This is a genomic window from Microbispora sp. ZYX-F-249, assembly GCF_039649665.1.
Taxonomy (GTDB): Bacteria; Actinomycetota; Actinomycetes; order Streptosporangiales; family Streptosporangiaceae; genus Microbispora; species Microbispora maris.
Genome location: NZ_JBDJAW010000019.1, coordinates 77541 through 101389, shown reverse-complemented (window position 1 = coordinate 101389; position 23849 = coordinate 77541). Strand labels below are relative to the sequence as shown.

General features: G+C 72.6%; 20 protein-coding genes. 9 read left to right on the top strand and 11 right to left on the bottom strand.

What is annotated here, in order from left to right:
• Positions 1-4: 4 nt before the first annotated feature.
• Positions 5-466, bottom strand: coding sequence for a PPOX class F420-dependent oxidoreductase (locus AAH991_RS22785; RefSeq protein WP_346227913.1), 462 nt, complete (start codon positions 464-466; stop codon positions 5-7).
• A gap of 253 nt (positions 467-719) precedes the next feature.
• Between AAH991_RS22785 and AAH991_RS22780 the strand changes: the two genes are divergently transcribed.
• Positions 720-911, top strand: a complete 192-nt coding sequence (locus AAH991_RS22780) for a DUF5999 family protein (protein WP_079314569.1) — start codon at positions 720-722, stop codon at positions 909-911.
• A gap of 91 nt (positions 912-1002) precedes the next feature.
• On the top strand, positions 1003-1551 hold the full coding sequence (locus tag AAH991_RS22775; protein WP_346227912.1) for an ATP-binding protein: 549 nt from the start codon (positions 1003-1005) through the stop codon (positions 1549-1551).
• Here AAH991_RS22775 and AAH991_RS22770 read toward each other — a convergent pair.
• The 3 genes from AAH991_RS22770 to AAH991_RS22760 form a co-directional block, all read right to left on the bottom strand.
• Positions 1514-3916, bottom strand: coding sequence for an ATP-binding protein (locus AAH991_RS22770; RefSeq protein ID WP_346227911.1), 2403 nt, complete (start codon positions 3914-3916; stop codon positions 1514-1516). The two genes, AAH991_RS22775 and AAH991_RS22770, sit on opposite strands and share 38 nt — an antisense overlap.
• Before the next feature lie 106 nt (positions 3917-4022).
• On the bottom strand, positions 4023-4247 hold the full coding sequence (locus AAH991_RS22765; protein WP_346227910.1) for a hypothetical protein: 225 nt from the start codon (positions 4245-4247) through the stop codon (positions 4023-4025).
• Between the two features lie 73 nt (positions 4248-4320).
• Positions 4321-4794, bottom strand: a complete 474-nt coding sequence (locus AAH991_RS22760) for an NUDIX domain-containing protein (protein WP_346227909.1) — start codon at positions 4792-4794, stop codon at positions 4321-4323.
• A 161-nt stretch (positions 4795-4955) separates the two neighbouring features.
• Here AAH991_RS22760 and AAH991_RS22755 point away from each other — a divergent pair, with 161 nt between their 5' ends.
• The 4 genes from AAH991_RS22755 (at position 4956) to AAH991_RS22740 (ending at position 12373) form a co-directional block, all read left to right on the top strand.
• Entirely contained in the window at positions 4956-7199 is a 2244-nt protein-coding gene (locus AAH991_RS22755; protein WP_346227908.1) for an MMPL family transporter, read from the top strand.
• A gap of 151 nt (positions 7200-7350) precedes the next feature.
• On the top strand, positions 7351-7824 hold the full coding sequence (locus AAH991_RS22750; protein WP_346227907.1) for a toll/interleukin-1 receptor domain-containing protein: 474 nt from the start codon (positions 7351-7353) through the stop codon (positions 7822-7824).
• 14 nt (positions 7825-7838) lie between these two features.
• Positions 7839-11045 carry an FxSxx-COOH system tetratricopeptide repeat protein gene (fxsT, locus tag AAH991_RS22745; protein WP_346227906.1) on the top strand — a complete coding sequence of 1069 codons (3207 nt, stop codon included), beginning with the start codon at positions 7839-7841 and terminating at the stop codon, positions 11043-11045.
• 89 nt (positions 11046-11134) lie between these two features.
• On the top strand, positions 11135-12373 hold the full coding sequence (locus AAH991_RS22740) for an MFS transporter (protein ID WP_346227905.1): 1239 nt from the start codon (positions 11135-11137) through the stop codon (positions 12371-12373).
• A 16-nt stretch (positions 12374-12389) separates the two neighbouring features.
• On the opposite strand, the gene AAH991_RS22735 is transcribed toward AAH991_RS22740, so the two are convergent.
• From AAH991_RS22735 to AAH991_RS22720, 4 genes are all read right to left on the bottom strand, one after another.
• Positions 12390-12992 (bottom strand): GNAT family N-acetyltransferase, encoded by a 603-nt coding sequence (locus AAH991_RS22735; RefSeq protein ID WP_346227904.1) that lies wholly within the window; start codon positions 12990-12992, stop codon positions 12390-12392.
• Positions 12989-13264: a type II toxin-antitoxin system TacA family antitoxin gene (locus AAH991_RS22730; RefSeq protein ID WP_346227903.1), complete on the bottom strand. Its 276-nt coding sequence runs from the start codon at positions 13262-13264 to the stop codon at positions 12989-12991. The genes AAH991_RS22735 and AAH991_RS22730 overlap by 4 nt, the downstream gene beginning before the upstream one ends.
• Positions 13265-13338: 74 nt before the next feature.
• Positions 13339-14067 (bottom strand): MBL fold metallo-hydrolase, encoded by a 729-nt coding sequence (locus tag AAH991_RS22725; RefSeq protein WP_346227902.1) that lies wholly within the window; start codon positions 14065-14067, stop codon positions 13339-13341.
• A 27-nt stretch (positions 14068-14094) separates the two neighbouring features.
• Positions 14095-14241 carry a hypothetical protein gene (locus AAH991_RS22720; protein WP_346227901.1) on the bottom strand — a complete coding sequence of 49 codons (147 nt, stop codon included), beginning with the start codon at positions 14239-14241 and terminating at the stop codon, positions 14095-14097.
• Between the two features lie 117 nt (positions 14242-14358).
• On the opposite strand from AAH991_RS22720, the gene AAH991_RS22715 reads away from it, so the two are divergent.
• On the top strand, positions 14359-15174 hold the full coding sequence (locus tag AAH991_RS22715) for a putative RNA methyltransferase (protein ID WP_428834011.1): 816 nt from the start codon (positions 14359-14361) through the stop codon (positions 15172-15174).
• Between the two features lie 82 nt (positions 15175-15256).
• On the opposite strand, the gene AAH991_RS22710 is transcribed toward AAH991_RS22715, so the two are convergent.
• The 3 genes from AAH991_RS22710 to AAH991_RS22700 all read right to left on the bottom strand — a co-directional run bounded on the left by AAH991_RS22710 (position 15257) and on the right by AAH991_RS22700 (position 19044).
• Positions 15257-15772, bottom strand: coding sequence for a DUF421 domain-containing protein (locus AAH991_RS22710; protein ID WP_346227899.1), 516 nt, complete (start codon positions 15770-15772; stop codon positions 15257-15259).
• An 81-nt stretch (positions 15773-15853) separates the two neighbouring features.
• Positions 15854-18313, bottom strand: a complete 2460-nt coding sequence (locus tag AAH991_RS22705; RefSeq protein ID WP_346227898.1) for an FtsX-like permease family protein — start codon at positions 18311-18313, stop codon at positions 15854-15856.
• Complete coding sequence (locus AAH991_RS22700; RefSeq protein ID WP_428834008.1) at positions 18307-19044, bottom strand: ABC transporter ATP-binding protein; 738 nt, start codon at positions 19042-19044, stop codon at positions 18307-18309. Before AAH991_RS22700 ends, AAH991_RS22705 begins: the two co-directional genes overlap by 7 nt.
• 97 nt (positions 19045-19141) lie before the next feature.
• On the opposite strand from AAH991_RS22700, the gene AAH991_RS22695 reads away from it, so the two are divergent.
• Positions 19142-21886: a helix-turn-helix transcriptional regulator gene (locus AAH991_RS22695; protein WP_346227896.1), complete on the top strand. Its 2745-nt coding sequence runs from the start codon at positions 19142-19144 to the stop codon at positions 21884-21886.
• Positions 21887-21994: 108 nt separating this feature from the next.
• A complete protein-coding gene (locus AAH991_RS22690; RefSeq protein ID WP_346227895.1) occupies positions 21995-23848 on the top strand; it encodes a S9 family peptidase in 1854 nt (617 codons plus the stop codon).
• Position 23849: the final 1 nt, after the last annotated feature.

Genomic DNA, 23849 nt, shown 5'->3' with positions numbered 1-23849 from the left:
CGCGTCAGGCCAGGCGCGGCGGGAACCCGCCGGTGGCGACCGGCCCCCAGGACGTCGGCGTGATCCGCACCAGCGATTTGCCCTGGCGGACCATGGCCGCGCGGTACTCCTCCCAGTCGGGGTGCTCGCCGGAGATCGACCGGTAGTACTCGACCAGCGGCTCCAGGGCCTCCGGCAGGTCGAGCACCTCGGCGGTGCCGTCCACCTGCACCCACGGCCCGTCGAAGTCGTCGGACAGCACGACCACGCTCACCCGCGGGTCGCGGCGGGCGTTGCGGGTCTTGGCGCGTTCGGGATAGGTCGACACGACGATGCGGCCCTCGGCGTCGACGCCACACGACACGGGGGACGCCTGGGGGCCGCCGTCACGTCTTGCCGTGATCAGGATCGCCCGATGGCGATCACGGACGAAGTCGAGCAACTGCTCACGGGACACCTTCTCGGCGGTCGCGATCCTCGGACTCATGCCGTAACTCTATTGACCATCCGTGACTCGCTCACGAGGGGTGCGACTCCCGTCCCGCCGGGCGGGCCGGGCCTGGGACGTGATCTCCCCTGCACGGGTGAGGGTTTACCCGCCGTCTACCTGCCCTCCACCCACTACCTACGTATCCCTCGAACAGGTATCGATACGGGTGTTTTCCCCCTCCTCACCCCAAGAAGCGAGAAGGCAGTCTGAAAACGTCTCAAAGAGTGCATGAGAGTCAGGGGGACCGATCATGTGCCAGCACCACCCGCAGTGCCCGCCGGCGGACGCGCCCGACCGCGACGCGGCCTGTCTGATCGCCTTCCACCCGGAGCAGGGATGGGGCCTGCTCTGCAACGGCGTGGTGCTCTTCGACGACAGCGGCGAGCTCATGCCGGACGGTCGCAGCATCCCGGCCCGCGCCTCACTGGGATGCGCCGCATGAGCCGGCGCACCAGGCGGCACAGCGACTGGCGAGGCGTCGAACCGCACGCCTCCGGTACGGCCGGACTCCGAGCCGAAGGCGAGGAGAAGTGATGAGTCTGCTCTACTGTCCCGTCCGGGACGAACCACGGTCGCTCCCGCACGGCGGCGACGCGCCCGCCGCCCCGCAGCGCCGGCACTCCTCGGTCCGGCACCGGTGGGAGACCCTGCGGCAGCGGGTCGGCGACCTCACGATCCGGCTCGTGGACGAGCCCGACGTGGAGGCGGCCTCCTGGCGGCTGCCCGCCCACCCTGCCTCCGTCGGCCGGGCCCGGCGACTGACCCGCGAGCGCCTGCGCGCGTGGGATCTGGAGAGGCTGTCCGACGTGACGGAGCTGCTGGTGAGCGAGCTGGTCACCAACGTGGTCTGCCACACCTGCTGCGGCGACCTCGTCGTACGGCTGTCGGCCGTCGAGGGGCTGCTGCGCTGCGAGGTCGAGGACTGCGACGGCGTGCTCCCCGAGGTGGCCCGGCCCTCCGCCGGTGCCGAGAACGGCCGCGGACTGCTGCTGCTCGACTCGCTGGCCTGCTGCTGGGGCGCGGAGCGCACCCGCCGGGGCAAGATCATGTGGTTCGAGTTGCCGGCGTACGCCCTTCGCTGACCGGCCCGTCCGCGCCGTCCGCCCTGTCGGCGGCCGGGCCGTCGGGCCGCCCGCTCAGCCGCTCCTTGATCCAGGCGGCCACCTGGGCGCGGGACTTGAACCCGAGCTTGTCGAGAATGTGCTCGATGTGGCCCTCAGCGGTGCGCTGGGAGATGACCAGCCGTCCGGCGATGTCCTTGTTGCTCAGTCCCTCGGCGACGAGGTGCGCGATCTCCGTCTCCCGGCGCGTGAGCGGCGTGATCCGGCCCTCGAACGGCGCGGGCTCGCGGGCGGCGGGTGTCCGTTCCTGGAGCGCGTAGGCCAGGGCCTCTTCCCGCGTCAGCGCCGCGCCCCGGGCCGTCTCCGCCTGGAAGGCGCGCTCGCCCAGCGCCTCGCACGCGGCCGCGACGCAGTCGTCGTGGCAGCCGCTCATGTAGCGGAACTCCCCCAGCCGCGCGCCGGCGGCCCGCCAGGAGGTCCGTACGACGCCGAGCAGCCGGGCCGCCCGTTCGTACCTGTGCTCGCCCGCGGCGAACCAGGCGTGGGCCTCCAGGTTCATCCCCATGCCGAGCTGGTCGCCCACGGCCGTGATGTAGCGCAGGCTCTCGTTGTCCATCTCGCAGGCCGCGCGCGTGTCGCCCCTGCGCCAGGCGTCGATCGCCAGCGCCAGCAGCGCGTACGCCCGGTGCCAGCCCTCGCCGTACAGGTCGCACAGGGCCATGCACTCCTCGGCGAGGTCGCGGGCGGCCGGACGGCCCAGGAACGCGTTGGCCAGGGCGAGCCGGTTGAGGGACAGCGCCAGGCCGATGGGGTTGCCGGCGGCGCGGTGGGCGGCAGCGGCCTCCTCGTACCGCCGCATGCCGGTCTCCAGGTCGCCCGCGCAGACGGCCGCCATGCCGGACAGGAACGCGATGTAGCCGTGCGTCACCCGCAGCCCGAGCCGCTCGGCGATCGCCGTGGCCTCCTCCAGCCGTGCGAGCGCGGTGGCGTGGTCGTCCCGGAGCAGGGCGATCCAGGCGCCCGCCCACAGCGCGTGGGCCCGCACCTCGCCGGGTTCGGTCGCTGCGGCCAGGCTCCGGTCGAACCAGCCGGACCCCTCCGACAGGTGGTATCCGCTCCAGTGGTAGAGCAGCTCCGCGGTCATCGCGAGGCCCGTCTCCGCCTCCCCGGGCTGGCGCAGCGACCAGTCCAGCGCCTTGCGGAGGTTGGCGTGGTCCCGCCGAAGGCGCTCCACCCACGTCTGCTGGGCGGCGCCGAACAGCTCGGCCCAGGCCCGTGAGGTGATCTTCCGGTAGTAGTCGCGGTGCCGCCGGTGCAGCGTCTCCTCGTGCCCGGACGCGGCGAGCAGCTCACGCCCGAACCGCTGGACGGTGTCGAGCAGGCGGTAACGCACCACTCCCTCGGACTCCCGCCGCAACAGCACCGACTTGTCGACCAGCCCCGCGACGAGTTCGAGCACGTCCTCGCGCGCGATTCCGTCGCCCGCGCACACGTGCTCGGCGGCCTGCAGGTCCAGCCCCCCGGCGAAGACCGAGACACGCTGCCACATCAGCCGTTCCTGCTCGGTGCACAGCTCGTAGCTCCACTCGAACAGCGCGCGCAGCGTACGCTGCCGGGGCAGTGCGGCCCGCGATCCCCCGGTCAGCAGCCGGAACCGGTCGTCCAGCCGCTCCAGCACCTGCCGCACCGACAGGGCGCGCAGCCGTACGACGGCCATCTCGATCGCCAGCGGCAGGCCGTCCAGGCGGCGGCAGATCTCGGCCACCACCTCCTCGTTCTCCTCGGTCACCTCGAACTCGGGCACCACCGCCGCGGCCCTCTCGGCGAACAGGCGGACCGCGTCCGACTCGGCGAGCGGCACCGCGGCCGCACCGTCGGGGGCGGGCGTCGACAGCGGCGCGAGCTCGACGATGCGCTCGCCGTCGATGCCGAGCGCCTGCCTGCTCGTGGCGAGGACACGGAGGCCGGGAAGCGCGCGGACCAGCGTGTCCACGCGCTTCGCGCACTCGGCCAGGACGTGCTCGCAGGTGTCCAGCACGATCAGGGTCTGCCGGTCCCGCAGGCGTTCGACCAGCGCGTCCAGCGGCGGGCGGGCCGAATAGTCGGTGACCGACAGCGCCTCGCCCACGGCCTGCACGAGCAGGGCGGGATCTTCGAGCGCGGCCAGCTCGACCAGCCGTACGCCGCCGGGGAAGCTCCTGCGGACCTCCTCGGCCGCCCGCAGCGCGAGGCGGGTCTTGCCCACCCCGCCCGCCCCGACCACGGTGACCACGTGCGAGGTCCCCAGCAGGCGTTTGAGCTCGGCCAGCTCGTGCCGGCGCCCCACGAAGCTGGTCACCTCGGCGGGCAGCCCCGCCGGTTCCCCTCCGGCACCCCTCGTTCGCATAGCGGTCATGAGCCCACGCCGCCCCCGTCGTCCGGTGCGCCACGACGCTGTGGCACATACCACCGTACAAACCACGCCCCGGACCTTCCGGAGCGCCCCGGTGGGCTCAGCCCTTCATCCGCCGCAGGATCTGCTCCCGCCTGACCTGCAGGTCGTCGATGAGCGCCTCCTGCTGCTCGACGTTGGTCAGCAGCGTGGCTCTCTCCGCCATGTCCGTCGGCGCGTCCCAGCTCTGCCCGATCTCCTCGCGCATCTGCGCGGCCTGCTTGCGCAGACGCTCGATCTGGGCGTCCACCTCCTCGAGTTCCTTGCCGAGCTCAGGGTCGTCCATGCCTCACCGTCCCGTTCGGTCACTCGCGTTCGCGATGGCGCTTTCGTCCACCACATTCCACGAGGACGGGAAACTATTCGGCGACGGCGGCAGGGAGGTAGACGGTCTCGCCGGTGTCGCGGGCCCGCTGGGCGGCCGTCAGCCGGGCCACCAGGTAGGCCGGCATGAGGGAGGCGGCCTGGTCCGCGGTGAAGAAGCCGTAGTCGTCCAGCTCCTCCTGCTGCAGGACCACGCCCGCGCCGTCCCGGAACGTCCCGCAGTCGAACAGGAAGTGGACCAGCGGGATCGGCCGGTCGTCCAGCGGCGGCACCCACTGGACCACGAGCAGACGGCCCACCGGCCGGGTGAGGCCCAGCTCCTCGGCCAGCTCCCGGCGGCAGGCCGCCTCGGGTGACTCGCCCTCGTCGACGTGGCCGCCCGGCCAGCCCCAGTGGTCGCGGTAGCCCGGCTTGACGAGCAGGACCCGGTCCGAGGTATCGGTGATGAAACCGGCCGCCGCGGCGGCCACCTTGAACAGCCCCGCGTAGAAGGCGTCCGCGGGGATCATCGCAGCTCCGATCTCATGCCCTGAGCCTAGTAGGGGATGTCCCCTAGATCGCGGGGATGAGGGGTGTACGCCCCGAGCAGTACGCGCGAACTGGTCTCCGCGTCCGATGTGCCGCCCTTGATCGTTCCCTACCGTCTGAGGCAGACGTAAAAGGGGAGGTCATGGAACGCCGCAGGAACATCGCCGCCACCATCGGCGGCTGGAGCGCACGCCATCGGTGGTGGGCGCTGCTCATCTGGGTCGCCTTCGTCGCCGTCGCGACGGTCGGGGGCAACGCCGTGGGCACCACCGAGATGCGCGGCTACGAGTCCGCGAACGGCGACTCGCGCCAGGCCGGGCAGATCCTCGACGGCGCGAGGTTCCCGGACGTGGCCGGCGAGGTGGTGCTGGTCCAGTCGCGTACGGGGACGCTGACGGTGGCGGACCCGGCCTTCCGCCGGGCCGTGGAGGACGTCAAGCGGGCCGTCGAGGCCACCGGCCAGGTCGAGCACGTGCGCACGCCGTACGACAAGGAGCCCTCGCCGGTGACGCAGGACCGGCGGACGACGCTGGTCCAGTTCGACATGAAGGGCGACGGCGGCACGGCGGAGGAACGGATCCAGCCCGTGCTCGACGCGGTGGCCGGGGTGCAGGGGGCACACCCCGACCTGCGCGTGGAGGAGGCGGGCGCCGCCAGCTCCGAGAAGCTGATCGGCGAGGCGATCGACGCGGACTTCGTCCGGGCCGAGCAGCTCTCGCTGCCCATCACGATCGGCATCCTGCTCGCGGCGTTCGGCGCGCTCCTGGCGGCGGTCGTCCCGGTCGCGCTGGCGATGACGGCGATCTTCGCGGCCACCGGCCTGCTGGCCTTCACCAGCCATCTTCTGCACGTCGACTCGGCCACCACCAACGTCATGCTGCTCATCGGCCTGGCCGTCGGCGTCGACTACTCGCTCTTCTACATCATGCGCGAGAGGGAGGAACGGGCGAGGGGCCGCGACAAGAAGCGGTCCATCGAGATCGCCGCGGCCACGTCGGGACGCGCCGTGCTGATCTCCGGCATCACCGTCATCGTGGCCATGGCGGGCATGTTCCTCACCGGCAACGGCATCTTCATGGGCTTCGCCGAGGGCACGATCCTCGTGGTGCTCACGGCCGTCGTGGGTTCGCTGACCGTGCTGCCCGCGCTGCTGTCACTGATCGGCGACAAGATCGACGCCCGGCTGATCCACGGCACGGCGCGCGTCCTCACCGGCGGCCGGCTCACCTGGCGGCGGATCCTCGGGGTGCGCGGCGGTGAGAGCCGCGTGTGGGGCGCGATCCTGCGGCCGGTGTTGCGGCACCCGCTCATCTCCGCCGTCCTCGCGGGCGGGCTGCTCGCCGCCCTGGCCATCCCGGCCTTCGGCCTGAAGACCGGCACCCAGACCATCGACGACCTCCAGGGCGACTACCAGATCGCCGAGACGTTCAAGCGGATCGACAAGGCGTTCCCCGGCGGCAACGAGCCGGCGGTGGTCGTGGTGAAGGCGGCCGACGTGACGACGCCGGCGTTCACCGCCAGGATCGAGGACTTCAAACGGCAGGCGCTGGCCACGGGCGAGGCCAACGAGCCCTTCGCCGTCGCCGTCAACCCGGACAAGACGGTCGCGAGAATCAGCATCGGCATCAAGGGCACCGGCGCGGACGAGGTCTCCGAGCACGCGATCCGCACCCTGCGGGAGAAGGTCGTGCCGGCCACGCTGCCCGGCGCCCACGTCACCGGCAACACGGCCGGCTCGATGGACTTCAACGAGCAGCTCACCAGCCGCATCCCGCTGGTGTTCGGGTTCGTGCTGCTGCTGGCGTTCGTGCTGCTGCTGGTCTCGTTCCGCTCGGTGGTCGTGGCGGTCAAGGCCATCGTGCTGAACCTGCTGTCCGTCGCCGCGGCGTACGGCGTGCTCGTGCTCGTCTTCCAGAAGGGGTACGGCGAGAGCCTGCTGGGATTCCACTCGACGGGCACGATCACCAACTGGCTGCCGCTGTTCCTGTTCGTGATCCTCTTCGGGCTGTCGATGGACTACCACGTCTTCATCCTCAGCCGGATCAGGGAGGCGTACGACAGGGGCATGAGCACCGAGGACGCCGTGTCGTTCGGGATCAGGAGCACCGCGGCCGTGGTGACCAGCGCCGCGCTCATCATGGTGGCGGTGTTCGCCACGTTCGCCACGCTGTCGCTGCTGACGTTCATGCAGCTGGGCGTCGGCCTGGCGGCGGCCGTGCTGATCGACGCGACGATCGTCCGCGCGGTGCTGCTGCCCGCGACGATGAAACTGCTCGGCGACTGGAACTGGTACCTGCCACGATGGCTGGACTGGCTGCCGCGGCTGTCGCACGGCGACGACGAGCCCGAGGAGGCCCCCGAGGAGCGGGTTCCCGCCCTCGTCTGACACTCCGGCCCGCAAGCGCCGGAACGGTGATCCTGCCGTTCCGGCGCATCGCTGTTCACCGCGCTCTTTCGTGTGGACCGTTCTCGCGCGAAATTCCCGGTAAGTTACCGGCGACGGGGGCGCTTGACATCAGGGCAGCGACGGAGGCGTCATGACGGAGAACGGCCCGACCGAAAACAGGGAAAAGGACTTCTTCGTCACCTATAACGGCAAGGACGAAACCTGGGCGAAGTGGATCGCACGCACCCTTGAGGATGCCGGCTACCGCACGACCATCCAGGCCTGGGACTTCCGGCCCGGGGACAACTTCATGGCGGAAATGGACAAGGCGCTGTCCGGCTGCCGCCATGTTCTGGGCGTGCTGTCTCCCCATTACCTGAGCTCCATGTTCACCCAGGCCGAATGGACCGCGGCCTATCGTCAGACGCTGCTCGGCAAAGAACGCGGATTCATACCGGTGCGGGTGGCCGAATGCGACGTCGCCCCGTTACTCGGACCGCTGGTCTACATCGACCTGGTGGAAGTCGAGGAGGCCGAGGCGCGGGACCGGCTCCTGTCCGGGGTCTCCCCCTCGATCGCCCGGACCCCGCGCGTTCCCGGATTCCCGGGCGGCGCACGCCGGTGAGTCTCGGAGGTCACGTGCGGGACGACCACACCGCGGACTTCTTCATCTGTCACGCGGACGACGACGTGCAGTGGGCGGAGTGGATCGCCGTAGAGCTGGAAGGCGCCGGCTACGGCGTGATCCTCAAGCCATGGGACTTCAGGCCCGGGCACAACCTGCTCGCGAAGCTCGACGAGGCCCTTGCCCGGAGCCGCCACACGCTCTGCCTGCTGTCGGGCGCCGCCGAGGCCGTCCAAGCGGCCGTACGGGCCGCCGCTCAGTCGCAGGATGCGGAGGGCAAGGATCGGGCCCTCATCCCCGTCCTCGTGGCCGAGTGCGAGAGACCGCCGCTGCTGGCGGCGTACGTGCCGATCGACCTGCGCGACGTGGACGAGGACGAGGCCCGGCGGCGCCTGCTGAACGGGGTGGCCGAACGTGCCGAACGCGTGGCGAGCGGCGGCTTCCCCAAGGCAGCGGGAAAGCGTGTCCGGTTCCCCGCCGCCGACCCGGAGGCGTGGCAGCTGCGCGGGCAACGCCCGAACCCGGATTTCGTCGGGCGGGACAACGAGCTCACGGACCTGTACCGCGCCTTCCGCGCGAACCGCCCGGCCTCCGCCATCCAGGCGATCACCGGGCTCGGCGGCCTGGGCAAGACCCAGCTCGCCATCCAGTACGCCCATCGGTACGGCAGCGCGTACGACGTGGTGTGGTGGGTGCGGGCCGAGGACCCGACGACCCTGCGCGGGGACTACGCGGAGCTCGCCAAGGAGCTGGGCCTGCCGTTCGACCAGGACGACCAGGCGGTCCCTGCGCTCCGTCAGATGCTTCACCGCCGCCGCGACTGGCTGCTGATCTTCGACAACGCCGAGGACCCGGAGCAGATCCTCCCGCTTCTCCCCGACCGGCTCCTGGGCCACGTGCTGATCACTTCCCGGTTGCGGGACTGGCGCCATGCGGAGGCGCGGCACCTGGAGGTCCTGCCGACCGCCGCCGCAGTGGAATACCTGCAGCGGAAGGGCAGGGTCACCAACGCCGACACGGCGCGAGAGCTGGCGGAGGCCCTGGGCGGCCTGCCTCTCGCGCTGGCCCAGGCGGCCGGTGTCATCGCCGAGGGCATGTCGGCGGCCGACTACCTCGGCCAGTTGCAGCAGCAGTCGCCGGAACTGTTCAGACAGGGCCGCGCCGGTGACAACGAGGCGACGATCGCCTCGACCTGGCGAGTGTCCTTCGAACGCCTGGCGTCCCAGTCCGTCGCGGCGGTGGCCCTGCTCCGCCTCGCCGCGTTTCTCGGGGCCGAGGCCATCCCGCTGTCCCGGCTCACCCCGGTGCCGGACACGCCCGCCGACCTCGCCGAGGCCCTGACCGATCCCCTACGCCGTCTCGACGTGACGCGGGCCCTGCGAAAGTATTCGCTGGCCGACACCGAAGACGGTCTGCTGTCCATTCACCGCATCGTGCAGGCGGTCACCCGGGCCGACCTCGGCGCGGAGGAGCCGCGCTGGGCGGGGCTCGCGCTGGCCACCATCGCCGTGGCGTTCCCCGACGACGTCCGTGATCCGAAGATCTGGCCCGACTGCGAGACGATGCTCGCCCACGCCGTCGCCGCCGCGCAGCATGTCGTACGGCTGGGCGTCGCACCGGAGGAGACGGCCGGCCTGCTGGAACGGGTCGCCCGATACTTGCTGCAGCGCGGGCGGCTGGACCACTCACAGTCCGTGATCGAGGACGCCCTGGCCGTGGCCGGACGAATGCCGCACGACGACCCCGAGTATCTCCGCTGCCGCAACACCCAGGGTCTGCTCTTGTTGGCGCAGGGCCGTTTAGCAGCGGCCCGGAAGGCACAGGAGGAGGTCTACGAGACCCGGACCCGCGCCCTCGGGCCTCACGACATCGACACTCTCCGTGTCGGCCGGGACCTGGTCGAGGCGCTCTATCACCAAGGTCACCTGACACAGGCCAAGCAGCTACAGGATCGCCTTGTCCACGAGTTCACCGTGACGCTCGGGCGGGATGATCTCGAAACCATCACCGCCGTCGCCTATCAGGCGACCCTCCTGTCCGACGCCGGACAGTACGAAGAGGCTCGAATTCTGGAAGAGCAGGTGCTGGGCGCCCGCCGCCAACTCCTCGGCGACCACCACCCCGACACCCTCACCGCGATGGCCAACCTCGCCGCCACCCTCCGCAGGCAAGGGCATCTCGACCAGGCCCGCACCCTCAACGAACAGGTCCTCGACGCCCGCCGCCAACTCCTCGGCGACCACCACCCTCACACACTCGACGCCATATCCGGCCTCGCCGCCACCCTCCACGACCAAGGTGAACTCGACCAGGCCCGCACCCTCACCGAACAGGTCCTCGACGCCCGCCGCCAACTCCTCGGCGACCACCACCTCCACACACTCGACGCCATGTCCGGCCTCGCCGCCACCTTCTACGCACAAGGCGAACTGGGCCGGGCCCGTACCCTCGACGAACAGGTCCTCGACGCCCGCCGCCAACTCCTCGGCGACCACCACCCCGACACTCTCACCGCGATGGCCAACCTCGCCGCCACCCTCCACGACCAAGGTGAACTCGACCAGGCCCGCAACCTCACCGAGCACGTCCTCGACGCCCGCCGCCAACTCCTCGGCGACCACCACCCCGACACTCTCACCGCGATGGCCAACCTCGCCGCCACCCTCCGCGACCAAGGTGAACTCGACCAGGCCCGCACCCTCAACGAACACGTCCTCGACGCCCGCCGCCAACTCCTCGGCCACCACCACCCCGACACCCTCACCTCGATGGCCAACCTCGCCACCACCCTCCGCGACCAAGGTGAACTCGACCAGGCCCGCACCCTCAACGAACAGGTCCTCGACGCCCGCCGCCGGCTCCTCGGCCACCACCACCCCGACACGCTTAGGGCGATGGCCGGCCTCGCCACCACCCTTTCGGGACATGGCGAGAAAGCGCGAGCGCACTCTCTGCTCGTGACGGCCCTTACCACGAGCGAGCGGACGTTCGGTAAGAAGCACACGATCACTACTTGGCTCGCCTGGAGGCTTGTGTCCCTCCACAACGCACGCCACGAGGCTCCTAGGAGGAAGGCGATCGTCATCGAGAACCTGTCCTGGCTCGCCAAGGAGCCGTCAAACCGGCTCACCGGGGAGCAGAAGAGCATCAGAGAGCGCGTGAAGGCGTTCTTCGGCGGTGGCAAGCCGGGCGGACGCCGCCCGTCCAAGCGCAAGAGGTAGCCGCCCGGTCGGCTCCGTCTGCCACGTGCTGTTCCCTGAGATAGGGGCACGCAAGGGGTAAGAAGTACATAACGGTAAAATGTGTGCACGTGGTGCAGACGGGCGGAAACAGTCGTAAAGCTCTGATCTACTGGACCGCCGGTGTGCTCGCGTACATGGTCGCGGTCTTCCACCGGCAGTCGCTCGGTGTGACGGGGATCGACGCGGCGACGAGGTTCGGGGTCGGGTCGGCGGCGCTGTCCACGCTCGCGATGCTGCAACTGCTCGTCTACGCGGCCATGCAGATCCCCGTCGGCGTCCTGGTCGACCGCCTCGGGTCCAAGCGCATGCTGCTCGCCGGCGCGGCGGTCATGGCCCTCGGCCAGCTCCTGTTCGCCGTCTCCACCGGTCTGGTGCCGGCCGCCGCCGGGAGAGTGCTGGTCGGCTGCGGCGACGCCATGACGTTCATCAGCGTGATCCGGGTCGTCAGCGTCTGGTTCCCGCCCCGCCGCAACCCGCTGCTCGTGCAGCTCACCGGCATCATCGGCCAGTTCGGCGCGGTCGTGTCGGCCGTGCCGCTGATCAGCTCCCTGCACGCGTACGGCTGGACGCCGACCTTCCTGTGCGCGGCGGGCCTTGGGGTGGTGGCCCTGGCCGTCGTCGCCGCCGGGCTCCGCGACCGGCGGCCCGAGCGCGCACCACAAGCATCGGCAGTGCGGGCGGCGTGGGCCGAGCCCGGCACCCGCCTCGGGATGTGGACGCACGCCGCCACCCAGTGCTCGTCCGCGGCTTTCACGATGCTGTGGGGCTACCCCTTCCTCGTGCAGGGACAGGGCCTGTCCCCGCGTACGGCCGGGGTGCTGCTGACCGCGCTGACGCTGCTCGCGATGGCGTGCGGGCCGCTGCTCGGCTATCTGGCCGGGCGCTTCCCGCTGCGCCGCTCGTGGATGGTGCTCACGGTCATCGGCGTCACGGCCGGCGCGTGGACGCTCGTCCTGCTCTGGCCCGGCGGCCATGCCCCGCTGTGGACGCTCGGGCTGCTCATGCTGGCCCTCGCGACGAACGGGCCGGGCTCGGTCATCGGCTTCGACTACGCCCGCACGTTCAACCCGGCCGAGCGCATCGGCGTCGCCACCGGCATCGTCAACGGCGGCGGCTTCGCCGCCTCGATGTCCCTGATCGCGCTCGTCGGGGTCGTCATGGACCTGCAGCACGACTTCCGCTGGGCGTTCGCCGTGCAGTATCCGATCTGGCTGCTCGGGGCCGTACAGGTCGTCCGGTACAGGACCCGTACCCGCCGCCGCGCCGTCGTTCACCCCACGCCCGCCCCGGCCCCGGCCCCCGCCTGAGCGGAGCCCTCCTACGTCAGAGGGCGTTGGACTGCCGGCTGTCGCGGCTGCTCTCCACGTCCACCGCTTCCGTGAAGCCGGGGATCGTACCGATCACGTCATTCCACGCGCCGCCGGCGAGTACCTGCCGCAGGTCCTTCATCAGCAGCAGAAGGTGCAGCGGGTCGCTTGGGCTCTGCTCGAACGCGGCGAGCCGCAGATGGAAGGCCCGCGCCGCCTCGCTCTCGCAATGGATGAGCATGGCTCGGACACCGATCTCGCCGGCCACCCGCGCCACCCTCCGGAGGGCGTCCACCACGAGAGCCCGTCCCAGCCCGATGCCCTGTGCCGCTCTGTCCACACCCAGCCGGGCCAGGATGACCACGGGTTGTGCATGACGACCGGCCCCCTTGAGCAGCCGCGCGGGAGCCTCGCCTGGAGTGACGGTCCCGGCCGTGAGCGAGTAGTAGCCCACCACCTTGCCGGACCCCATGTCGCGGACGACATAGACGCGGCACCCCCCGCTCGCGTGCGCCTGCAGCGCATGACGCGTCAGCCACTCGCTCTGGGCGGGAGAACCGCAGTCGAAGCCGTCGAGATCGTCGGCCCTCGTGACAGGGGCGACCGGAGACAGCTTCACGGGCCTTCGTCCAGAACCGTTGAAGTTCTCATAAGTTCGGCGAGCCCCGGCACGTCCCGAGGCTCCCGGGACAGGGCCGCGTCGAAGGCCTGCCACTGCTCTTCGTCGAGGTGGAACACCGTTCGATCCGCCAGCAGCTCGCGGGCCGCTGCAGTCGCCGCACCAAGGACGAACGAGGAGACGGTGTCCCCGGCCGCCTCGCTCGCATTCTCCAGCAGCCGCTTGGTTTCCGCGTCCACGCGCAGGTTGACGCGCTCCTCCTTGCCACCCATGACCAGCGCGTACGTACGTTGTGCACCCAGAGCCAAGAGCAAAACAAGAAGATGAGCGAAGAGCGATCAGGTGATTACTCCAGGTACACGAAGGGGTCGGGGAAGTGGGAAGGGGCGAGGACGGCGGCCCGGGCGAGGATGTCCTCACGCGTCCGTACGGCGAGGTCGGCGTCCTCGTCGTACACGTAGCGGATCGCGGGATCGGCGAGCTGGACGGGGTGGAGCACGGCGTCGCCGCTCATGACCACATCCCCCACCTCGACGCACTGGTGGCCCGGCGTGTGGCCGGGCGTGTGCAGCACCCTGACGCCGGGCAGGGTTTCGGCGTCGCCATCGACGACGTCGAGCCGGTCCCGCAGGGGATCGAGGATCAGCTCGCGCACCTGGGCGGAGGCCCACTCGACCTCCGATCGCTGCAGCACATATCGGGCGCCGGGGAAGGCGGGAGCGCCGTCCACGACCGCGCCGCCCGCGTGGTCACTGTGCAGATGCGTCAGCACGACCACGTCCACGTCCTCCGGAGCGGCCCCGACGGCGGCCAGTTCCGCGCCGATCCGTCCGGGCAGCGGCGCCCAGGTCGCGAGCGAGTGCGCGCCACCGATCCCGGTGTCCACCAGGACCGTACGGCCGGCCGCGCGCAGCAGGTAGCAGTGGAAGTGCAGCACCCATTCCTCGCCGGGTGCGAACGTGGCGCCGGGAAACATCTCGGGCAGCGGCTTGCGGACCGGCTCCTTCATCGGGCCGACGGCATCGCAGAGCGGGACGATCTCGACACCGGACACGATTCTCGGCTCATGCGGCATCGCACCACCATAGAGGCCGGGTGTCGGTCAGCGGGCGGCGGCCGCGACGGGGGCGTAGTCGTCGTCGAGGTCGGCGGCGTAGACGGCGCGCTCGCAGTGGGCGCAGCGGTAGAGGATCGGGCCCTCGTCGAGCTCGGTACGGCAGCGCGGGCAGCGGCGGCGGGTGCGGGTCATCTCGGTCTCCCCCTTCGAAAAGCTCCTTGCGTGTCCATGGAAACTCCGGCGGCTTGCCGTACTCCTGCAGCCGGCTTGTCGCCGGTTCGCACTCCGCTTGGGGTGGATGATGGACGGGTGCTCGCCGACGTCATCGACCACCTCGTCTGCCCGGCCTGCGGGACGGCGATCCATCTTGCCGACGGGTCGGTCAGGTGCGCGCGCGGCCACTCCTACGACGTGGCGCGGCAGGGATACGTGAACATGCTCACCCGCCCGGCCGGCACGGCCGACACACCCGCCATGGTGGCCGCGCGGGCGCGTTTCCTGGAGGCGGGCCATTACGCCCCGCTGGCCGGCCGCCTCGCCCGGCTCTGCGAGGGCGCCGCCGTGGTCGCCGACGCCGGCGCGGGCACCGGCTACTACCTGGCCGCGGCGCTCGGCGACGCCGCGGCCGGCATCGCGCTCGACGTGTCCAAGCACGCGCTGAAGCGGGCCGCCCGTGCGCATCCCCGCATCGGCGCCGTCGTGGCGGACGTGTGGCGGCCGATCCCCGTCGCCGACCACCGCGTGGACGTGCTGCTCAACGTCTTCGCGCCGCGCAACGCGGAGGAGTTCGCCCGGGTGCTGCGGCCGGGCGGTTCCCTCGTCGTCGTCACGCCCGGTCCCGGCCACCTGAGCCCGCTCGTCGAGCGGCTCGGCCTGCTGAACGTGGACGAGGACAAGGACCGCCGTCTGGAGGACACCCTGGGCGGCCGGTTCATCCGTATCGGGGAGGAGACCGAGGAGATCGCGCTCTCGCTGCGCCACGACGAGGTCGAGGCGGTGGTCGGCATGGGCCCGAGCGCCTGGCACACCCGCCCGGAGGAACTGACCGCGAAGATCGGCGCGCTGCCCGACCCGGTGCCGGTGACCGCGTCCTTCCACATCACCCGCTGGGCCGTTTCCCCGTGACCCCGCCCGTCTTCGCGAACCCGCCGGTCTCCCTGACCGCGCGCGGCTCCGTAACCCCCCGTGCCTTCGTGACCGCCCGCGTCTACATGACCGGCGGCTCGGCCGGCTCGTTCTCCCCCCGGTCCACGCGGATGACGCTGATCAGGCCGTTCGGCTCGATGTACGCGCGGTCGACCACCGCGATGTCCTCGATGCCGTGCAACCGCAGCTGCGACAGCACCTCCTCGTAGGTCATGAACTCCCGCAGCATCACCCTGCGGTTCAGCCTGCCGTTCTCGATCAGCGCCCTGGGCCGGGCCTTCAGCAGCGCCGCCAGCCGCGGAAACCGGTACGCGACGGCGTCGACCGCCACGCTCCAGAACAGGATCGTGACGACCACCACGAAACCGTCGGAGATCGACTCGGCCTTGCCGTGCAGACCGGCCGACGCGGCGTCGGCGACCAGGACGACCAGCAACACGTCCGTGATGCCCAGGCCGCCCGCCTCGCGCTGACCGACCAGGCGCAGGAGAACGAGCAGCACGAGGAAGGTCACCGTGCCGCGGACGAACCCCTCCAGCAGCGGAATGCTCGGAGCGAAGATCGACTGCCAGTCCACCGTCCCACTATCCACCGGCACCGCCGCCATCACACGGAGACTCGACGTGCGGCTCCCGACCCGGCCGCCGGTGTCACCGGGTCACGACCGCGGTATCACGGCACCCCTGATGCGGATCGCGGGAACGACCGCCGCGACCGCCCCGAGCAGGAAGCAGACCGCGATCACCGCGACCACCGGTTGCCAGGGCACGTCGAAGGCGAACGGGCCGGCCAGGCGCAGCAGTGCCGCCCCCAGCCCCAGCAGGCCGAGCGCCGTGGCCGCGAACCCCAGCACCACTCCGACGGCCACCACCGCCAGCGCCTCCGCCACGACGTACCGCAGCACCTGCGCCCGCGTCGCGCCCAGCAACCGCAGGCCGCCGCGCTCCGCCGCCCGGTCGGAGGCCGCCATCAGCAGCGTGTTGACCAGCGCGATCACGGTGTAGCAGAGCATGATCCCCAGCACGGCCAGCAGGCCGAGCCGGCTGGCCGAGGCCTGCCGGTCGCCGGACTCCCGCGCCCACTCCGCCCGGCTCATCGCGCGGGCGTTGTGGCCGCGTACGGCGTCCTCCAGCGCGACCCGTACGGCCGAAGCCGAGGCGCCGGGACGTTGCGTCACGTACGCGACGGAGGGCAGGGCGGAGAAGGCGTGGGCGGGCGTGACGTAGGCGTCGGCGGGTGAGTCGTCCCCGAGCACACCGGTCACCGTCAGCGTGACCGGGCTGCCGTCGGCGCGCCACATGCGCACGCGTTGCCCCAGGCTCAGCTCCCAGGTCCGGGAGACGACGATCGTGTCGTCGCGCAGCCCGGCCGCCGACCCGGCGACCAGCGGAACCGACAACGCCGTGGAGAGCGTGGCGGGCTCGACGGCCCGGGCCGGCCTGCGGATGAGCTGGGTGTCGCCCTCGAGGGTGTACACGCTGGTCTCGGTCTCGGTGGCGACGTCCACGCCGGGGACGGCCCGCAGCCGCTGGACGAGCTGCCGGTCCAGTCCGGTGTCGCCGTCGGGGAGCACCAGGTAGCCGGCGCGTACCGGCCGGGACTGCACCGCGGCCTTGGCGGCGTCGGTCATCGCGGCCCCGCCCAGCAGGGAGGCCGCCAGCGCCACGGTGACCAGGACGGGCGCGGCGGTGGCGGCGGTCCGCCCGGCCGAGGCCGCCGTCCCGCCCGCGACCGCGACGCCGCCGGCGCCGCGCAGCCGCTCCAGCGGCGCCACGAGCAGGCGGGTGACGGGCCGCACGAAGACCGGCGCGAGCAGGCCCAGCGCGGCGATGAGCAGCATGACGATCGGCATGAAGGTCTTGTTGTTCGTGGCCGACCCCGGGTCGCCGATCGTGGTCACCGCCATGCTGACCAGCGCCGTGCCCAGCAGGCCGAGCCCGGCGATCCACCGGCCCCACGTCATCGCGCGGGGTTCCACCGCCGCCTCGCGCAGCGCCTCGGCGGGCCGCACCCGCCCGGCCCGCCGCGCGGCCGCGGCCACGCCGGCCAGGGCGACCACCACGCCGGTGCCGAAGGCCACCCAGGCCGGTACGGACGACTCGGACGGCACCAGCCACTCCGGCGCCATCCCGAGCGCGGTCAGCCGGTCGAGGATCGGCCCGGTGGCCAGCGGGCCGAGGAACGCGCCCACCGCGGAGGCGGCCACCGCGACGAGGGCGGCCTCGCCGTACATCATCCGCCTGACCTGGCGCGCGGTCGCGCCGATGGTCCGCAGCAGGGCGAACTCGCGCCGCCGCTGCCCCACCGCGAACGCGAACGTGGACGAGACCACGAAGATCGCGATGAAGGCGGCGAACCCGGCGGCGATGCCGGCGATCGTGTTGGCGTTGTTGCGCGCCCGCTCGTCGGCCTCGCGGAACGGATCGGCCAGCGCCCGGTCCTGCCCGCTCAGCACCCGCGCCGCCCCCGCGACCGCCTTCGTCACCTCGGCGGCGGGCCGCCACAGCGCGAGCGCGTCCACGCGCGGCGACAGCCTGGCGGCGTGCGCGTCGGCGAAGAAGACCGTGGGTTGCGGCCCCGCCTCCGTGACGCCCACGACCCGGTAGGTCCTGATCCCGGTCGCGGTGACCACGGGCACCCGCGTCCCGGCCGGCGCCCGCGCCGCGGCGGACCCCCGCCGCCCGGGCCACGTCCCCGCGCTGATCGCGATCTCGCCGTCCCCCGAGGGCGCTCGGCCCGCGACGAGCGGCTGCGGGGCCGTACGGGCGGCCGCCCAGGGCCTGCCCATCGCCGGCGGCCCGTCCGAGAGCCGCGCGGGGAAGACCCGGTCCACCACCGCGCCGGGAAAACGGGCGACCAGGTCGTCCGCGAGGCCGCGCGGCTCGGCCAGGGGCGCGCTGCTGCCGCCCCGCCAGGTGTCCACGGTGAGCGTCCCGTCGGGCACGACCACGACGGGCGCGGCGGCGTACCGCTGCGGCCCCCGCGGCGGTGAGGTGATCCCGGAGGCCAGCACCTGGCCGAGCGCGGCGATCAGCGCGGCGCCCAGCGCCAGCGCGGCGAACGTGCCCGCGAAGGAGATCCAGCGCGTACGCAGCGTGGACCAGGCGATCCTCAGCACGACGCCTCCAGCTGCAGCATCCGGGTGGCGACCAGCTCGGCGGTGGGCTCGTGCAGCTCGCCGTACACACGGCCGTCGGCCAGGAACACGACCCGGTCGGCGTACGAGGCCGCCACGGCGTCGTGGGTGACCATGACGATGGTCTGGGCCTGCCGGTCCACCAGCGTGCGCAGCAGGCGCAGCACGTCGCGGCTGGTGTTGGCGTCGAGGGCGCCGGTCGGCTCGTCGGCGAAGAGCACGGCGGGCCGGGTGACCAGCGCCCGTGCGATGGCCACCCGCTGCTGCTGCCCGCCCGACAGTTCGGCGGGCCGGTGCCCGGCGCGCTCGGCCAGGCCCACGGCGGCCAGGCTCTGCCCCACCAGCTCCCGGTCGGGGCGCCGCCCGGCCAGCCGCAGCGGCAGGCCGACGTTCTGCTCCGCGGTGAGCGAGGGCAGCAGGTTGAACGACTGGAACACGAAGCCGATCCGGTCCCTGCGCAGCAGCGTCAGCTTCCTGTCGCCGAGCGCGGCCAGGTCACGGCCGTCCACGACCACCCGGCCGGCGCTGGGCCGGTCCAGCCCGGCCGCGCACTGCAGCAGCGTCGACTTGCCCGACCCCGAGGGCCCCATCACGGCCGTGAACGTTCCGGCGCCGAACCCGATCGTGACGTCGTCCAGCGCCGTGACGCCGTGTGCGTAGTGTTTGGTGACCCCGATGAGATCGACCGCTTGGGTGTTGTCCACCCTGAGCACGCTAGGAATCACGATGTCCGGGCGGTATCGGACACATGACCGGTGCCGTCACCGGATGCACCGCCCTCGGCGTGATCAGGGCCACTAGGATTCCGGCGTGCTGTGGGGGCGTGCGACCGATCAAGCCGTGATCGACGGCCTGCTCGACGAAGCGCTCGTCGGGCGGTCCGGCGTGCTCGTGGTCCGGGGCGAGCCGGGCATCGGCAAGACGTCGCTGCTGGCGTACGCCGCCGACCGCGCCAGGGACGTGCGCGACATGCGTGTGCTGCGCGGCGTCGGCGTCGAGACCGAGGCGGAGATCCCGTTCGCCTCGCTCCACCTGCTGCTCGGACACGGGCTCGACCGGCTCGACGCGCTGCCCGCGCCGCAGGCCGCCGCCCTGCGCGGCGCCTTCGGCCTGGCCCCGGTGACCAACCGGCTCCTCACGGGCCTGGCCGTGCTGTCGCTGCTGGCGGAGCTGGCCGAGGGCGGGCCGCTGCTGTGCCTGGTGGACGACGCGCAGTGGCTCGACCAGGAGTCGGCGCAGGCGCTGCGGTTCGCGGCCCACCGGCTGCACGCCGAGGGCATCGTCATGATCTTCGCCGCGCGTGACGGCTTCGACCCCTCCGGCCTGCCCGAGCACCGGCTGCCGGGCATCGACGCCGGCAGCGCCGCCGCGCTGCTCGACCACGCGGCCCCCGGGCTCGCTCCCGGCACCCGCGACCGCCTCATCGAGGAGAGCTGCGGCAATCCGCTCGCCCTGCTCGAACTCCCGCGTACGGCCCCGCCCGCCTACGACCGGAGCCCGCTGCCGCTGCCCGACCGCATCCAGCAGGCGTACACGGCGCGCATCGCCGAGCTGCCCGCCGACGCCCAGCAGGCGCTGCTGCTGACCGCGCTGACCGACGGCGGCGACCTGGACGTGATCGTACGGGCGCAGCGGGAGCTGGGGGTCGCGCCCGCCGCCCTGGGCGTGGCCGAGAAGTCCGGCCTGATCAGGATCGACGGCCGGCGGGTGACGTTCACCCACCCGCTCATGCGCGCGGCGGCCTTCCGGCACGGCACCTACGACCTGCGGCTGGAGGTCCACGCGGTCCTGGCCCGGCTGCTGGAGCATCAGCCGGACCGGCGGGCCTGGCACCTGGCCGCCGCCGCCACCGGCCCCGACGAGACGGCGGCACTGGCGCTTGAGCAGGCCGCGCGGCGCGCCCGGGACCGCGACGGCGACGCGGCCGCCTGTGCCGCACTCGAACGGGCCGCCGAGCTCACCGAGGACCGCGCGCGCAAGGCGGGGCGGCTGACCGCGGCCGCCGTCGCCGCCGCCGACGCGGGCCAGGCCGGCCGGGCCAAGCAACTGGTCGAACGCGCCGCCGAGCTGGTCACCGACCCCCGTTCGCGCGCCCGGCTCTGTGAGCTGCGCGCCCGGATCGCGTTCGACGAGGGCGCCCCCTACCTGGCGCACGACCTGCTCATGCAGGGCGCGGAGGAGCTGGCCGCACTTGCCGATGCCGATACGGACGCCGAGGGCTCCGGCGGGCAGTCGCGTCAGGACCGGATCGCGGCCGGGCTCATGCTGACCGACGCCGCGCGCAACGCCTGGCAGCTCAGCGACCCGGACAGGGTCGCCGAGGCGGCCGCACGCCTGCACGAGCTCGACCTGCGTCCGGGGGACGGCCTCGACCCCGCCGTCCAGGCCGTGACCGGCGCGGCCGTGCTGCTGCGGCAGGGACCGGCGCAGGGGGTGCCCATCATGCGCGACATGGTCGCCAGCGGCGGCCGGATGACCTCCGGCGCGCACACGTTCCGGATCAACGCGGCCTTTGTGGCCCCGCTCGTCGGCGATTTCCGGACCGGGCACGACATCTCGGCCGCGATGGCCGCCGAGTGCCGGGCCGCCGGAGACGTCGGCAAGCTCCCCCTCGTCCATGTCACGCTCGCCGCCGCGGAGCTGTACCTGGGCAGGTTCAGGGACGCCGAGGCCACCGCGGCCGAGGGCCTGCGGCTCATCTCCGACACCGGGCAGCGCAACCGGGCCGGCTACCTGGAGGGCACGCTGGCGTGGCTCGCGGCCGTACGGGGTGAGGCGGACCGCTGCGCCGAGCTCGCCGCCCGCTGCCGCGACCGCTTCGACGCCAACCACATCGTCAACGGCCTCGCCTGGGCCGAGTGGGCGCCGGCCCTGCTCGACCTCGGCCGGGGCCGGTACGCCGAGGCGCTGGACCGGCTCGACGCCGCCATGACCGGCCCGGTGCGCCACCAGATCCAGGCCGTCTACTTCGCCCCCGACCAGATCGAGGCGGCCGTACGGCTCGGGCTGCCCGCACACGAGCCGCTGTGCCGGTTCGAGGAGTGGGCGACGGCCTCGGGGCAGGACTGGGCGACGGCCGTCCTGCACCGGTGCCGCGCCCTGGTCGAACCCGACGGGGAGCGGGCGCACGAGCACTTCCGCACCGCCGTACGGCTGCACGCCGGCAGCGGCCGCCCCTGGGAGGCGGCCCGCACCAGGCTCGCCTTCGGGGAGCGCCTGCGCAGGGAGCGCGACAAGGGCAGCGCCCGGCCGCATCTGCGGGCCGCGTGGGAGACCTTCGAGCGGCTGGGCGCCCGTCCGTGGGCCGAGCGCGCGAGCACCGAGCTGCGCGCCACCGGAGACACCGGCTCCCCGGCCGCGCGTGGGGAGGCGTTGTCCGCCCTGTCTCCGCAGGAGCTGCAGATCGTACGGCTGGCCGCCAAGGGCCTGACCAACCGGGAAATCGGCGCGCAGCTGTTCCTCAGCCCGAAGACCGTCAGCTATCACCTCTACCGGGCGTTCCCGAAGCTGAACGTGGCCAGCCGCGCCCAGCTCGCCGGATTGGACCTGTCCTGACGCGGCGTCCGCGCCGACTTGGTCCCGACATCACCTATTTGTCAGTCATTTGCGTCTCTCGCGGGACATACTGAACCCGACCCCGTAGGAGCACAGGGGAGGGCCGGCATGAAGGCCGAGGAACGCTGGCAGGCCAGGTTCCGGGCACCGCGGGTGACCCTGCCCACGTGGGCGCGTCAGGCGCCGCACCGCGCCGTCTACCGCGGCAACGCCTCCGGCGCGTGGGAGATCTACGCCTGGGACCGGTCGAGCGGGCAGATCCGCCAGGTCACCGACCGCGCCCACGGCACGCGGTACGGCGCGATCGACCCCGCCGGCCGGTGGATCTGGTGGTTCGGCGACACCGACTGCGACACCGACTGCCACACAGACGGCCACAACACGGACCGCCACACGCACGGCGGCACGGCCCGCGACGGCCGGGGCGACGGATACGGCGTGTGGTCGCGCCAGCCGTTCCACGGCGGCCCTGACGAGCCCCTGGCCATACCGCCCGGCCACCCGTGCGGGCTCGCGCTCGCCTCGGACGGCGCCGCGGCCGTCGGCCGTTCCTCGCGGGACGGCTTCGAGATCCTGCTGGCGCGGCCCGGGAGCGAGCCGGTCACGGTGTACCGCCACGACGAGTACGCCGCGGTCGCGGACATGTCCCTCGACGGCTCGCTCATCGCCGTCAACCACAGCGAGCACGGCGACGCCCTGCACCCGGCCGTACGGGTCGTCAGGGCGGACGGCTCGACGGTCGCCGAGCTGAACGACGGTCCGGGCAGAGGCGTGACCGGCTGCAGGTTCGCCCCCGTCCCCGGCGACCGGCGCCTGCTCGTCCTGCACGAGCGCCGGGGCCGCCGCGAACCCCTCGTATGGGACCCGGTGACCGGCGAGCAGCGGGAGATCTGGCTGCGGGTGCGCGGCGAGATCTCCGCGGACTGGTACGACGACGGACGAGCCCTGCTCATCATCCACAGCCAGCGGGGACGCACGGAACTGCTGCGCTACGACCTCGCCGGCGGCGGCCTCACCCCGATCCAGAGCCCGCACGGGGTGATCGAGGCGGCGGCGCCGCGCCCCGACGGCACCGTCGAGTACGCCTGGTCGAGCGCCGCCCATCCGCCGGTCGTCAGGTCGAGCAACGGCCACGTGGTCTTCAGCCCCGGGCGCACGCCGCCGCCGTCCGTGCCGCTGGAGGACATCGACGTGGAGGGCCCGGGCGGGCGCATCCACGCCCTCGTCTCCCGGCCCGAGCGGGTGGCCGCGCCGTACCCGACGGTGTTCCTCCTGCGCAGCGCGCTGCCGGGGTTCGGCGGCGGCACCGGCGGCCAGGACGACGACTCGTTCCGGCCGCAGGTCGCGGCGTGGGTCGACAGCGGTTTCGCCGTGATCCGGGTGAACCACCGGGGATCGGCCGGGTACGGCTCCGCCTGGCGCGACGCGCTGCGCGGCGACATCGGCCACATCGAGCTGGCCGACGTGGCGGCGGTGCGCGACTGGGCGGTGGAGCGCCGCATCGCCGACCCGGACCGCCTCGTGCTCGCCGGCACGGCGTGGGGCGGCTACCTGACCCTGCTGGCGCTCGGCACCCAGCCGAAGTCGTGGACGGCGGGGATCGCCGCCGCCCCCATCGCCGACCACGCGGCGGCGTACGAGGACGAGGCCGAATGCATGCGCGCGGTGCACCGGGCGCTGCTGGGCGGTTCCCCGGCCGAGGTGCCCGAGCGGTACGCCGCGTCCTCCCCGATCACGTACGCCGACATGGTGGAGGCGCCGCTCCTGATCATCACGGGGGCGGACGACCGGCGCTGCCCGGCCCGGCAGGTCGAGCGCTATCTCCGGGCCCTGGCCGGCCACGGCCGGGAGGCGGCGGTGTACCGGTACGACGCCGATCCGGGCACGCCGGTCGTCGAGGAGCGGGTGCGCAGGATGGCCGCGTCCATCGACTTCGCCGTCCGCGCCCTGGGCCGTGCCTAGG

Bases quoted from the DNA above. Each gene is read 5' to 3' on its own strand.
- AAH991_RS22785 (WP_346227913.1), bottom strand. From the start codon at position 466: ATGAGTCCGAGGATCGCGACCGCCGAGAAGGTGTCCCGTGAGCAGTTG.
- AAH991_RS22755 (WP_346227908.1), top strand. From the start codon at position 4,956: ATGGAACGCCGCAGGAACATCGCCGCCACCATCGGCGGCTGGAGCGCA.
- AAH991_RS22750 (WP_346227907.1), top strand. From the start codon at position 7,351: ATGACGGAGAACGGCCCGACCGAAAACAGGGAAAAGGACTTCTTCGTC.
- AAH991_RS22690 (WP_346227895.1), top strand. From the start codon at position 21,995: ATGAAGGCCGAGGAACGCTGGCAGGCCAGGTTCCGGGCACCGCGGGTG.
- AAH991_RS22760 (WP_346227909.1), bottom strand. From the start codon at position 4,794: ATGATCCCCGCGGACGCCTTCTACGCGGGGCTGTTCAAGGTGGCCGCC.
- AAH991_RS22765 (WP_346227910.1), bottom strand. From the start codon at position 4,247: ATGGACGACCCTGAGCTCGGCAAGGAACTCGAGGAGGTGGACGCCCAG.
- AAH991_RS22770 (WP_346227911.1), bottom strand. From the start codon at position 3,916: ATGCGAACGAGGGGTGCCGGAGGGGAACCGGCGGGGCTGCCCGCCGAG.
- AAH991_RS22720 (WP_346227901.1), bottom strand. From the start codon at position 14,241: ATGACCCGCACCCGCCGCCGCTGCCCGCGCTGCCGTACCGAGCTCGAC.
- AAH991_RS22730 (WP_346227903.1), bottom strand. From the start codon at position 13,264: ATGGGTGGCAAGGAGGAGCGCGTCAACCTGCGCGTGGACGCGGAAACC.
- AAH991_RS22780 (WP_079314569.1), top strand. From the start codon at position 720: ATGTGCCAGCACCACCCGCAGTGCCCGCCGGCGGACGCGCCCGACCGC.
- AAH991_RS22725 (WP_346227902.1), bottom strand. From the start codon at position 14,067: ATGCCGCATGAGCCGAGAATCGTGTCCGGTGTCGAGATCGTCCCGCTC.
- AAH991_RS22775 (WP_346227912.1), top strand. From the start codon at position 1,003: ATGAGTCTGCTCTACTGTCCCGTCCGGGACGAACCACGGTCGCTCCCG.